Consider the following 12627-nt stretch of genomic DNA (forward strand, 5'->3'; position numbering starts at 1 on the left):
TTTATGCAAAAATAAAATACTTTGAGATACTTTTTAGAACTTTCTTATAATGGTGTTCCTTATCATGGATGGCAGCGGCAACCGAATGCTATTTCTGTTCAGGAGGTAATTGAAAAAGGTTTGTCTACTGTTCTTAGAACTACGATTGATATTGTTGGTGCAGGAAGAACGGATACAGGGGTTCATGCCAAACAAATTATGGCTCATTTCGATATTGAAAAAGATATAGATTCTGAAGATTTAAAATATAAATTGAACTCTATTTTGCCTCCAGAGATAGCGGTAAGAAACGTACAAGAAGTAGCGGTAAATGCACATGCGAGATTTGATGCAGTAAGTAGATCTTATGAGTATCATCTTACACTGGCAAAGAATCCTTTTGTGTTGGATAAATCCTATTATTTCAAGAAGAAACTGGATATAGATAGCATGAATGAAGCTGCTAAATTACTGTTAAACTATACCAATTTTAAATGCTTTAGTAAGTCCAAAACCGATGTAAAAACGTATAATTGTACCATTACTGAAGCATATTGGAAAAAATATGGTGATGATTTGGTCTTCTCGATTTCAGCAAATCGTTTTCTGCGTAATATGGTAAGAGCGATTGTTGGTACACTTATAGAAATTGGTGAAGGTAAATTAGCAGTTGGTGATTTGATTACCATAATTAAAAGTGAGGATCGTAGTAGAGCAGGGTATTCAGTCCCGGCTCATGGATTATACCTTACTAATGTTCAATATCCTGATAATATTTATCAACTAAATGGCAGAAAAGAGCGGTAAAGCATTTGATTTCAGACTTTTTAAACGGTTGATTTCATATACCCAACCCTATCGGTTTACATTTTATTTTGTTGCTTTCGCAGCAATTATGCTATCGATCTTTGGTGTATTACGTCCTTATTTATTACAGCAGGTAATCGATAAGACCATTATACCCAAAGACGGAGGGTTATTGGTGTACTTTATTTCTTTGATGGTTGGAGTGCTGTTTCTAGAAGTGATTTCTCAGTTTCTGTTCATTTATTTTGCTAACTGGTTAGGACAACAGGTAATTCTGGATCTTAGAATCAAGCTGTTTCGACATATGTTGGGCTTCAAGAAACAGTATTATGATAAATCTGCTGTTGGACGTTTGGTAACGAGGGCAGTAAGTGATATTGAAACCATAGCAAGTATATTTAGCCAAGGGTTATTTATGATCATCAGTGATCTTCTTAAAATGCTGGTTATATTGGGATATATGTTCTATCAGAGTTGGCAACTTACGCTTTTAGTATTGGTGATATTACCTCTGATTGTATACGCAACCCGAGTTTTTCAGAAGAAGATGAAAGCTGCTTTTGAAGAAGTAAGAACACAAGTTTCTAATCTTAATTCTTTTGTGCAGGAACGTATCACAGGAATGAAGATTGTACAACTGTTTACTCGAGAAGAGACTGAATACACTAATTTTAAAGAAATTAATGAAAAGCATAAAAAAGGTTGGATAAAAACGGTTTGGTATAATTCTATCTTTTTTCCTATTGCAGAAATGTCAAGTTCTGTAACGATTGGACTTATTGTTTGGTTTGGAGGACTAAAAGCAGCGCAAGGTGATGTGATTACCTTGGGGGTAGTAGTAGCATTTATAGAATTGTCTCAAATGTTGTTCAGACCATTACGTCAGATAGCTGATAAGTTCAATACCTTGCAAATGGGAATGGTAGCAGCCAACAGGGTTTTTGCTGTATTGGATACAGAGGCAATTATCGAAAATAAAGGAGCAATTAATTTAGAGAAAGTTCGAGGAGATATAGATTTTGATGATGTACGATTTAGTTATCTTGAGGGAGAAGAAGTACTTAAGGGGATTTCTCTAAGTGTAAAAGCTGGAGAAACGGTAGCGATTGTAGGGGCTACAGGAGCTGGAAAATCTACCATCATTAATTTGTTAAGTAGGTTTTATGAAATCGATAGTGGTACGATTTCTATCGATAAAACAGATATTAAAACGGTCTCATTACCATCACTTCGTAGTCATATTGCGGTAGTGCTTCAGGATGTGTTTTTGTTTGCGGATACCATATTAAATAATATTACGCTCAATAATCCAGAAATTACAGAAGAACAGGTGCAGGCTGCAGCCAAAGAGATTGGGATTCATGACTTTATTATGAGTCTTCCCGAGGGGTATCACTATAATGTAAAAGAAAGAGGAGTGATGCTGTCCTCTGGTCAAAGGCAATTAATCTCATTTTTGAGAGCTTATGTCACTAATCCAGGTATTTTGGTATTGGATGAAGCCACCTCTTCAATCGATTCTCATAGTGAACAACTAATCCAAGATGCTACCGATAAAATAACAAAAGGAAGAACTTCTATAGTTATCGCACATCGATTAGCAACAATCAAAAATGCTGACAAAATTATAGTTATGGATCAAGGAACCATAGTAGAACAAGGTAATCACAATGAACTCTTGAAAATTAGTGATGGATACTACCGTAACTTGTATGAGGTGCAGTTTGCCGAAGTGTAATTTGTGATAATTAGAATAGCATTGCGGTTTCGTTGTTAAACTTTCCTTCCATTGCAGCCATAGCGATACCGATGATGATTGCTACAAAAAATAATATCAGAGAAAGTACAAAAAGTATTAAAAGGAATTTTAGAGTTTTCAGTGTGGTTTGTTTCCAATTTAAATGATATAAGGATTTAAATGTGAAAATGCTATATATAAAAATGAAGAGTATTGAATAAAAAGAGATATCCTTGTACTGAAATCCAAACGCCAAAAGTATCATTATAGGAACAAACATTACAATAGCTACATGGGCATTGATGTACATATTGATTACAATATGCTCGGTAAAGTTATATTTCTTATAATTTGAAAATACTTTTTTAGAGATCAAGGCATAGAGAGGTATCAGGGCAAAACTTGAAATCCCCTGGTAATCATATAACATGTCATAGAAAGTGGTTATCCATTCTTGATCCTCTTTGATGGTACTCAAATCAACAATAGGCTGATTAAAATACTTTTTTAAAGAAAAAAGGGTGAGACCATTTAATGTGATCGAAATCAAAAAATAAGAAATTACATTTATGTATTTTTTACGCACCCCGTTAATAAATCCATCAATAACATCATGAGGGTTAATCATTAGGTCTTTAATGGTTCTAACTAAAGAATTGTCTATGTTGAAATATTTTTCAGTAAGTTCTTCGGTGAGGTTTCTGAATGTAATACGTTTAGTAATCTTTTTTGCGCCACAATCGGGGCAAAAATTATGATGTTCAACTTGGGTTCCACAGTTTTTACAATTGGAAATAGGAATCAATTTACTCATTAACTCAAGTCTCTTTTTATTTTTTCAATTAGTTCTTCTTCGGTTTTAAAAATGACAAATTCACCATTTTTGATGTAGGAAAGTTTGCCGGTTTCTTCACTTACTACCAGAGCAAGGGCATCTGTCTTTTCGGTAATCCCAACTGCAGCTCTATGTCGAAGTCCAAAACGCAAAGGCATTGTGCTTTCCTGGGTAACGGGTAAAATTACTCGAGTCGCCAAAATGTGATTGTCTTCTATTACCATAGCCCCATCATGCAACGGACTGTTTTTGTAAAAAATACTTTCTATGATTGGTGTATTGACCAATATGTTCATGGCATCACCAGAAGTTTTTACAAAATCCAAAGATGTATTTCTTTTAATAACAATAAGGGCACCCGTATAAGTAACGGCCATGCTCTTGCAGGCCTCTACTACAGCTTTTACATTAGTTACACTATCTTCGGGCGTATCTCTTATAAATTTGAGTTGCCTTAGAAACTTTCTTCTCCTACCAAAATTGGTAGATCCAATCATCAACAGAAATTTTCTGATTTCTTGCTGGAAAACAACAATCAAGGCAAACATTCCAACACCAATAAATTCGCCCAAAACACTACTCAGCATCTCCATAGCCAGAAACTGAGTGAGTTTCCAAACCAGGTAAATAATAACGATCCCAATAAAGATGTTGATTGCCGCAGTACCTTTAACCAACTTATAGATATAGTACAATAGAAAAGCAACAAGTACAATATCTAATATATCAAGTATTCTTAGGTTGATTAAATCCAAAAGCTCGGTGTTTTTGTAAAAATAGAAAAAATTAACTTTTTAGTGCATTGATTAAAGAAACACATTCTACAGCTTCTTTTACATCATGGACTCTTAAAATGGAAGCTCCATGGATTAAGGCTATTGTATTTAAGCTAGTAGTCCCATTTAGCGCTGCAGTAGAATCGATATCCAATGTTTTGTAAATCATAGATTTCCTGGATAAGCCTGCTAAGATGGGTAACTTATGAAATTGTAGAATTTCTAGATGTTTTAATAACTCAAAATTTTGGGCTACGTTTTTTGCAAACCCAAAACCTGGATCAATAATGATGTCATCAATTCCATGTTTTCTTGCTGTAGCTATACGTTCAGAAAAATATAAGTTAATATCTTTAAGGAGGTTGTCATATAGGTTTAAGGTTTTCATGGTTTGTGGTGTACCTTTCATATGCATCATGATGTAAGGGACTTTGAGATCTCCAACCACAGGGACCATCTCTGTATCCAAATTACCAGCAGAAATATCGTTAACTAGAGCTGCACCGGCTAGTATGCATTGTTTTGCAATAGCACTTCTAAATGTGTCAATGGAGAGCAGGATTTCTGGAAACTTTACAACCAACAACTCAATAATAGGTAGGATTCTTGCTTTTTCTTCTTCCTCAGAAATGTGATCTGCTCCAGGTCGAGAAGAATATGCGCCTACGTCTATGAATGTAGCTCCTTCTTTCAACATTTTTTCGGTTTGTAGCAAAATTTGATCTTCGTTTTTGTATTTGCCTCCGTCATAAAATGAGTCTGGAGTGATATTGAGTATTCCCATTACTTTTGGGCTGGATAAATCAATTAAAGAACCTTTACAGTTTATTGTCATTATGAAGTTTTGAGGTTTTTTATTTCTAAACTTGAGCTATGATTTTTTTAATTCCCATATTAAAGCGAAATTTACGCAAAATTCAACAGTTATATGCAAGATACTTCGATACAATATGATGAAGTAATTAGCACATGTCGAGATCTATTCATCAAGAAAATGAAGGATTACGGCAGTGCTTGGAGAATCCTTAGACTTCCCTCGTTAACAGATCAAATTTTTATAAAAGCGCAACGTATACGAAGTCTTCAGGAAAATGCGGTGCGAAAGGTTGATGAAGGAGAAGTGCCAGAATTTATAGGGATTATCAATTATAGTATTATGGCTCTTGTGCAAATAGAAAAAGGGATTGTTGATCAACCAGATTTAGATGTAGAGGAAGCTACTGCTTTGTATGATAAACATATCTTGATAACCAAGGAGTTGATGATGAATAAGAATCATGATTATGGCGAAGCTTGGCGAGATATGAGAGTAAGTTCGCTAACAGATTTAATCATTCAGAAATTATTGCGGGTAAAGCAAATAGAAGACAATAAAGGGAAAACTCTGGTTAGTGAAGGTATCGATGCCAATTATCAGGATATGATCAATTATGCAGTGTTTGCGATGATTCATCTTGGAGAAGAAGATAAAAAATAGGTATAAAATAGTGTTAAACTAAAAATAACAATCTACAATCCACACTATATTGTGCAGGATTTCCCTAAAAATAATCACATCATCACATGAAAATACTAGTCACTTTCTCCAGAATTTTTGTTGCAGCACTTTTTTTGTTTTCAGGATTTATTAAACTTAATGATCCATTAGGTTTTTCCTATAAGCTTCAGGAATATTTTGGTGAAGGTGTGCTTAATCTTGAATTTTTAATTCCATATGCTCTATTAATAGCTGTGTTTCTGGTAATTTTTGAGGTTGTTTTGGGAATTACATTAATTCTGGGTTATTTACCAAAGTTTACGGTGTGGTCGTTGTTATTGATGATTGTGTTTTTTACATTCCTCACTTTTTATTCGGCATATTTTAATAAGGTAACCGATTGCGGATGTTTTGGAGATGCGCTACCGTTAACACCCTGGGAATCCTTTACCAAAGATGTAATCTTATTAATCCTAATATTAATCTTGTTTTTTGGACGACGTTATATTACTCCAGTCGGTCCGATTCCTACTCACAAATGGATTGTTTTTGCAAGTTTTACCGCTTGTTTAGGGTTTGCCTACTACGTACTTATGCATTTGCCGGTATTTGATTTTAGAGCTTATAAAGTAGGAGTGAATATCGAGCAGGGTATGCAAGTACCAGAAAACGCTCCAAAACCCGAATTTGCTTACCATTGGAAATTTGAGGTGAATGGTGAAGAGCAAATAGTAACTACTAGCGGAGATTACCCTAAGGTTGAAGGTAAATTTATTAGTGTCGATACTGAAACGCTAAAAGAAGGGTATGAACCTCCTATTCATGATTTTTCTATAGAAAAGGATGGGGGAGACTATACATCAGAGTTTTTATCTCAGGATAATTTAATAGTGATAGTTGCCTATAACTTGTCAAAAAGTGAAGCAGAAGGTTTGAATGCGATGAAAGGAATAACTGATAAAGCTATTGCTCAGGGGTATGAAGTTATTGGGCTTACGGCGTCTACTACAAAAGATATTTCTGAAGTAAAAGTGAAGTATGATCTTAACTTCGAATTTTATATTACAGATGAAACAGCGCTGAAGACTATTTTACGTTCAAATCCAGGAATTGTTAAACTTAAAAAAGGCACCATTGTACAGAAGTTACATTGGAATGATGCAGAGAAACTTTCTTTATAAAAAATAGAAACGATAATGGTGAGTTATTTCCTTAATAAAATTGGGTATGCATTGCTTACTTTGCTAGGGGTAATAACCGTTATTTTCTTGCTCTTCACTTTGCTCCCTGGGGACCCTGCTCAAATGATGCTTGGTCAAAATGAAACCGAAGAACAGTTGCAAGCCGTTCGAAAAAAATATGGTTTTGATCAACCGGTTTCGAAACAATATTTATATTATCTCAATGACTTATCACCAATATCTTTTCATAGTCAAAATGCTGATGATTTTACATTTTTGGATGACAACAAGTATAGTTATAACCATATGTTTACAACAGGGAATACTAACGTAGTTATTAAGCTTCCCTATTTAAGAGCATCTTTTCAGAAAAATGGAAAAAAGGTAAGCAAGGTAATAGGAGAAACGCTACCCAATACAGCTATTTTAGCGGTTAGCGCCATTTGTATAGCTATATTTTTGGGAATATTTCTAGGAGTTGTTAGTGCATTGACCAAAGATACCTGGGTCGATAGAACGATTCAATTATTAAGCACTTTGGGGATGAGTGTTCCTTCGTTTTTTAGTGCGATCATTTTTGCCTGGTTATTTGGGTATGTATTGCACGAATTTACTAACCTTAATATGACAGGTAGTTTGTATGAAGTTGATGATTTTGGAGAAGGCAGTTATATACAATGGAAAAACTTAATTTTACCAGCAATTGTGCTGGGGATACGACCCTTGGCGGTGGTTACTCAGCTGATGCGTAATTCTTTACTTGAGGTGATGAATCAAGACTATATCAGAACAGCAAAAGCAAAAGGCCTATCCTTGGTACAGATTATACAGAAACATGCAATCAAAAATGCGTTAAATCCGGTGGTAACTGCAATATCGGGCTGGTTTGCGTCTATGCTTGCTGGGGCTGTATTCGTGGAGTATATTTTTGGATGGAATGGATTAGGAAAAGAGATTGTAGATGCATTAAATACACTGGACTTGCCGATAATAATGGGATCTGTATTGGTCGTAGCTTCAATGTTCATTCTAATCAATATATTTGTTGATATTATCTATGGCTGGTTAGATCCTAGAATTAGAACCTAAATGGCCCTCATAACACTTGTAACCACACGTTAACCAAATTATAAATCAAAATTTATGAGAAAAAAAATTGTAGCCGGAAACTGGAAAATGAATAAGAATCTGGCCGAAACTGAAACTTTGCTTTCAGAGTTAAAAAGTAAATTAGGAGAAACATCTGCAGATATCATTGTTGCACCAACGTTTGTAAACCTTTATAATGCCAGCCAGGCATTAAAAGATACTACTATAGATGTAGCTGCCCAAAATATGCATCAAGCTGAGAATGGAGCATTTACTGGGGAAATAGCTGCGGGTATGCTTAAAAATATAGGGATAAATACCGTTATTCTTGGGCATAGTGAAAGACGTGCGTATTTTGGGGAGACGGATGAATTGTTAGCAGGAAAAGTGGACACTGCGATCAAACATAGCATGAGAATTATTTTCTGTTTTGGAGAAGAACTAGAAGATCGAAAAAGCGGAAACCACTTTGCTGTCGTAGAAAGTCAGCTTAAAAACGGATTATTTCATATTACTGCCGAAAATTGGAAAAATGTAGTATTAGCGTATGAACCTGTTTGGGCAATAGGAACAGGGGAAACTGCATCACCAGAACAGGCCCAAGAAATGCATGCGTTTATTCGAACAACAATTGCAAAGGCATTTAATAATGACATTGCAGATCAGGTTTCCATCTTATATGGAGGAAGCGTAAAACCGAACAACGCTGAAGAGATCTTTGCCAAGGAAGATGTAGATGGAGGATTGATTGGTGGAGCTTCTTTGGATGCCGAAAGTTTTTCTGCAATTGCCAACGCGATTTAAAGAAATAATAATATAACATAGTCGAAGCACTTCATATGGTAATGAGGTGCTTTTTTTGTTGGTAAAAGATTACCTTTGCGCACAAAATAAAACCATGTCTAATCCAATATACTTGGGTTATTATTTTACGATAACCCCATTGCAACCAGCTTCAGAAATTCTTATTGCAGAATTAGGGTATGCCGGTTTTGAAAGCTTTGTAGAAACCGAAGAAGGGATACAAGCATTTATCCAAAAAGAAGAATGGAATGAGCAGATTCTTGACGGAATACATGTACTGCAATCAGCAGAATTTAAAATCACCCATACCTTTGAAGAGATAGAGCAGGTAAATTGGAATAGTGAATGGGAAAAGAATTTTAATCCTATTGTTGTAGATGGAGTATGTTCTGTACGAGCACCATTTCATGATCAACCGGATACAGATTATGATATAATTATCGAACCCAAAATGTCATTCGGTACAGGACATCATGAGACTACGCATATGATGATACAGCATCTGTTACGTATCGATTTGAATGATAAAAAAGTGTTGGATATGGGATGTGGCACAGGAGTGCTAGCGATTCTTGCAGAGATGAGAGGGGCCTCACCAATTGACGCGATTGATATTGATAATTGGTGTTATTTGAATACTATTGAAAACGTCGAAAGGAACCATTGTGTTGCTATAACTGCTTATGAAGGGGATGTAACCCTAATTAAGGACAAGAAATATGACTTGATTATTGCAAATATCAATCGCAATATCTTATTAAATGATATACCCAGGTATGCTCAATCTCTTTCCGATAAAGGTACGCTGCTTCTTAGTGGTTTTTATAAAGAGGATTTACCAGTAATTACAGAAGCTTGTGATCAACAAGGTTTTCAATTTGTAAATAATTTTGACAGAAATAATTGGATTGCAGCCTCTTATGAGTTAAAATAATCCTACAATCGGTTAATTTGAAAGCTTAAGTTAGTATATTTGTATAAAATTATTATCCATGAGTACTCAGGAAAAAGTATTAGAAGAAGTGTTGGAAAAATCGGTTGATCAAAGCAATAATGAAATTGTTTTGTACAACGATGATGTAAATACCTTTGATCATGTGATTGAGACGTTGATCTATTCTTGTGAGCATACACCAGTTCAGGCAGAACAGTGTGCCTTGTTAGTGCATTATACTGGAAAATGTACTGTAAAAACAGGAGCTTATAAAGAATTGGTTCCCCGTTGTTCCAAACTTCTGGAAGCAGGTCTTAGTGCCGAAATAGTGTAAATAACAATATATATACATAAAAAAAGCAGCCTTTTTGGCTGTTTTTTTGTGTTTTAAGGCAGTCTTGAAATCATTTTTTTAAGATAAATCTTCTTAAAAATTTGATTTTTAGTTTTTTTAAAGAAGATTAAATTGTTTTTTATAATTTGTAGGAAAATACTTTCTGTCAGGTTTTGTTTTGTCATGAATTTATTCTCTTTTAGGAAAGTATTAACAACTCGTGAAATACGGTAGGTTTTAATAGTTTGTTAACAAAAAATACTCTGAAATAGACTGTGTATTTGGTCGATTTTTGCCTTGATTAAATCGAAGTGATTTTCGTTTTTCTTTGAAAAAATCGTACGGTTTTCCCGTATTTTCAATAAATAGTTCAAAATATTAACTCATATTTCAAAAAAAATGTCATATATTCATCCCGCAATTTCGTAAAAGTTCAAAGCTTTATCAAAATTTGCGAACAATATAAAAGGTAACTGGTTTATATTGTATTAGTAACTACACAAACTCAACTTATTAAAATGAAAAAAATCAAATTATTAGCACTATGTGCTATTGTAGCTGGTTTTGCTACATCTTGCCAAAAAGACGAAATCGCTAACGAAACTGCTCCGGAAGTATCTATTGAATTATCTGATGATCACAAGGCTGGATTATTAGCAGCTGGTATTACAGCTGAAGCTTCTTATAAGACTATAGAATTACTTGACGGTTCTGTAGGTAAATATATCGTTGCAGACGATGTAAGACTTCCAATTGACTTGTTTGAGTCAGGAGAATTTAGATTAGGAACTACTGAAGATGGAAATAAGCAGTACAGAACTAATAACCTAATTAGCAGCGGTAACAGAACTATCGATATCTTAGGATTTACTGGTTCTTGTTGTGCGCTTACGTCTAACATGCGTACTGGATTACAGTGGGCAGTTAACAATTACAACAGAATTAATTCTACATTAAACTTTAGATTAACTTTTGGTACAAACTTCCAGGCAGCTGATATGGTAGTTTATAACAATGGAGCATCTGGAGCTGGAGGACAAGCTGAATTCCCAAGTGGAGGAAGACCAGGTAAGTTTATCCAAATCAACGCTGGAACAGGAACTTTCGGTGGAAGTAATGTAAACAACGTAAATGAGCACGTAATCGGACACGAGATCGGTCACGCTGTTGGTTTCAGACACACAGACTACGCAAGAAGAAGATGTGGTGGAGCTAACGAAGGTGGCGGAGGAGTTGGAGCGATTCATATCCCTGGAACACCAACTGTTAACCAGTGGGGAGCTAGTGGACTTGACTCTGATTCTTTAATGATTTCTTGTTTCGATGGAAGCGAAGACGGAGAGTTTAGTAACTTCGATGTTGTAGCTTTAGAATTCTTATACTAATAAGAAACAAATTAATATCTGAGAATAAAAACTAAGCTTTGAACTTTTACAATAACCATCCCGATATCGGGATGGTTTTTTTATGTCTATACTCTTTTTAGGATTTAATTTCTCCAGCAAAAATTGCTTTATCCAAGTTAATTTTTACTGTAGCGATACGATTAAAGAATTTAAGACCGTCTTTTCTTTTTACAGTTACCACGTTTTTTCCATTGCTGGTATCTACATTGGTGATAATAACCGTCTTTCCGGTAAGGGCTTTATAATTTGCTATTCCTCCTTTTTTAATGATAAAATTTGTTTTCGGAAAATGGATATGCTCAAATCCTTGAGAAGAAGGAGCACCTATTACTAATTCATCGCCAACTGTAGCGTTGGTTTGTTTAACGTAACTTTCTTGGGCGCCAGTGGTTAAAAATGCCAAAAACGCAATAATTAAGATTTTTTTCATTGTCAAATTAGTTTATTGTTAATTAAGGGTTACTTTTTTTACAAATTTAACAATATCATTGATTTCTTAAAAGCTGTACATGGGTTAAATAAAAGTTAATCTGTTATGATGTAATAGTATTACTTTTATTTTTGCACATAATAATTTTAAAATTGCGTGCAAATGAAATACTTGTTGCAAGATTTAAAGGTGAATATCAACGATAAGATCTATATCAAGGATCCAGAATCTTCGGATTTAGGGAAACGCATTATAGAACATAGTATTCTTATGATTCATGAAATTGGTTTTGAGGGCTTTACCTTCAAAAAACTAGGAGATAAAATTGGATCTAATGAGAGTTCTATTTATCGGTATTTCGAAAATAAACATAAACTACTGCTGTATCTTACTTCTTGGTATTGGGGTTGGTTAGAGTATCAATTGGTTTTTGCTACCAATAGCATTCCTAATTCAGAAGAGAAATTAAGAAGAGCGATAGAGATTATAACTCAAACGGTACAGCAGGATTCCTCTTTTTCTCATATTAATGAGGTGCTTCTCAACAAAATTGTAATCAATGAATACTCAAAATCCTATTTGACCAAAGAGGTTGATCGCGAGAATAAAGAAGGGTATTTTTTGATCTATAAGCGTTTGGTTAATCGATTGAAAGATATGATTCATGAATTCAATAAAAAATACAAATATCCTTCAAGCTTGGCAAGTACAGTAATTGAAGGAGCATTACATCAACATTTTTTACAGGAACATTTTGCTACACTCACCGATTGTAGCGAAAAAGTTACTCCCTCAAATTATTTTGTAGACCTAGTGTTTAAATCTTTAAAATAACCC

General features: G+C 34.6%; 14 protein-coding genes. 10 read left to right on the forward strand and 4 right to left on the reverse strand.

Annotated elements, in window-relative coordinates; genetic code table 11:
* The first annotated feature begins 21 nt into the window (after positions 1 to 21).
* Both truA and BUE24_RS14435 read left to right on the forward strand, forming a co-directional pair.
* Positions 22 to 786 carry a tRNA pseudouridine(38-40) synthase TruA gene (gene truA, locus BUE24_RS14430; protein ID WP_073316931.1) on the forward strand — a complete coding sequence of 255 codons (765 nt, stop codon included), beginning with the start codon at positions 22 to 24 and terminating at the stop codon, positions 784 to 786.
* On the forward strand, positions 767 to 2524 hold the full coding sequence (locus BUE24_RS14435) for an ABC transporter ATP-binding protein (RefSeq protein ID WP_073316932.1): 1758 nt from the start codon (positions 767 to 769) through the stop codon (positions 2522 to 2524). The genes truA and BUE24_RS14435 overlap by 20 nt, the downstream gene beginning before the upstream one ends.
* 10 nt (positions 2525 to 2534) lie before the next feature.
* Here the strand turns inward: BUE24_RS14435 and BUE24_RS14440 are convergent, their stop codons facing one another.
* The 3 genes from BUE24_RS14440 to folP are packed head-to-tail and all read right to left on the reverse strand — an operon-like array spanning position 2535 to position 4970.
* Positions 2535 to 3338 (reverse strand): DUF3667 domain-containing protein, encoded by an 804-nt coding sequence (locus tag BUE24_RS14440; RefSeq protein WP_073316933.1) that lies wholly within the window; start codon positions 3336 to 3338, stop codon positions 2535 to 2537.
* Positions 3338 to 4114: a diadenylate cyclase gene (locus tag BUE24_RS14445; RefSeq protein ID WP_073316934.1), complete on the reverse strand. Its 777-nt coding sequence runs from the start codon at positions 4112 to 4114 to the stop codon at positions 3338 to 3340. Before BUE24_RS14445 ends, BUE24_RS14440 begins: the two co-directional genes overlap by 1 nt.
* Positions 4115 to 4145: 31 nt before the next feature.
* Positions 4146 to 4970, reverse strand: coding sequence for a dihydropteroate synthase (gene folP / locus BUE24_RS14450; protein ID WP_073316935.1), 825 nt, complete (start codon positions 4968 to 4970; stop codon positions 4146 to 4148).
* 93 nt (positions 4971 to 5063) lie between these two features.
* On the opposite strand from folP, the gene BUE24_RS14455 reads away from it, so the two are divergent.
* The 7 genes from BUE24_RS14455 (at position 5064) to BUE24_RS14485 (ending at position 11339) form a co-directional block, all read left to right on the forward strand.
* Positions 5064 to 5612 carry a DUF1599 domain-containing protein gene (locus BUE24_RS14455; protein ID WP_073316937.1) on the forward strand — a complete coding sequence of 183 codons (549 nt, stop codon included), beginning with the start codon at positions 5064 to 5066 and terminating at the stop codon, positions 5610 to 5612.
* Between the two features lie 86 nt (positions 5613 to 5698).
* Positions 5699 to 6793, forward strand: a complete 1095-nt coding sequence (locus BUE24_RS14460) for a BT_3928 family protein (RefSeq protein ID WP_073316938.1) — start codon at positions 5699 to 5701, stop codon at positions 6791 to 6793.
* A gap of 15 nt (positions 6794 to 6808) precedes the next feature.
* Complete coding sequence (locus BUE24_RS14465; protein WP_073316939.1) at positions 6809 to 7882, forward strand: ABC transporter permease; 1074 nt, start codon at positions 6809 to 6811, stop codon at positions 7880 to 7882.
* A 54-nt stretch (positions 7883 to 7936) separates the two neighbouring features.
* On the forward strand, positions 7937 to 8686 hold the full coding sequence (gene tpiA, locus BUE24_RS14470) for a triose-phosphate isomerase (RefSeq protein WP_073316940.1): 750 nt from the start codon (positions 7937 to 7939) through the stop codon (positions 8684 to 8686).
* 94 nt (positions 8687 to 8780) lie between these two features.
* Positions 8781 to 9620 (forward strand): 50S ribosomal protein L11 methyltransferase, encoded by an 840-nt coding sequence (prmA, locus tag BUE24_RS14475; RefSeq protein WP_073316941.1) that lies wholly within the window; start codon positions 8781 to 8783, stop codon positions 9618 to 9620.
* Positions 9621 to 9678: 58 nt separating this feature from the next.
* Entirely contained in the window at positions 9679 to 9954 is a 276-nt protein-coding gene (locus tag BUE24_RS14480; RefSeq protein ID WP_073316942.1) for an ATP-dependent Clp protease adaptor ClpS, read from the forward strand.
* A 518-nt stretch (positions 9955 to 10472) separates the two neighbouring features.
* A complete protein-coding gene (locus BUE24_RS14485) occupies positions 10473 to 11339 on the forward strand; it encodes a M57 family metalloprotease (protein ID WP_073316943.1) in 867 nt (288 codons plus the stop codon).
* 97 nt (positions 11340 to 11436) lie between these two features.
* Here the strand turns inward: BUE24_RS14485 and BUE24_RS14490 are convergent, their stop codons facing one another.
* Entirely contained in the window at positions 11437 to 11790 is a 354-nt protein-coding gene (locus BUE24_RS14490) for a hypothetical protein (protein ID WP_073316944.1), read from the reverse strand.
* 162 nt (positions 11791 to 11952) lie between these two features.
* Between BUE24_RS14490 and BUE24_RS14495 the strand changes: the two genes are divergently transcribed.
* Positions 11953 to 12624 (forward strand): TetR/AcrR family transcriptional regulator, encoded by a 672-nt coding sequence (locus BUE24_RS14495; RefSeq protein WP_073316945.1) that lies wholly within the window; start codon positions 11953 to 11955, stop codon positions 12622 to 12624.
* The last annotated feature ends 3 nt before the right edge of the window (positions 12625 to 12627 follow it).

Source organism: Aquimarina spongiae (genome assembly GCF_900141785.1).
Classification (GTDB): Bacteria; Bacteroidota; Bacteroidia; order Flavobacteriales; family Flavobacteriaceae; genus Aquimarina; species Aquimarina spongiae.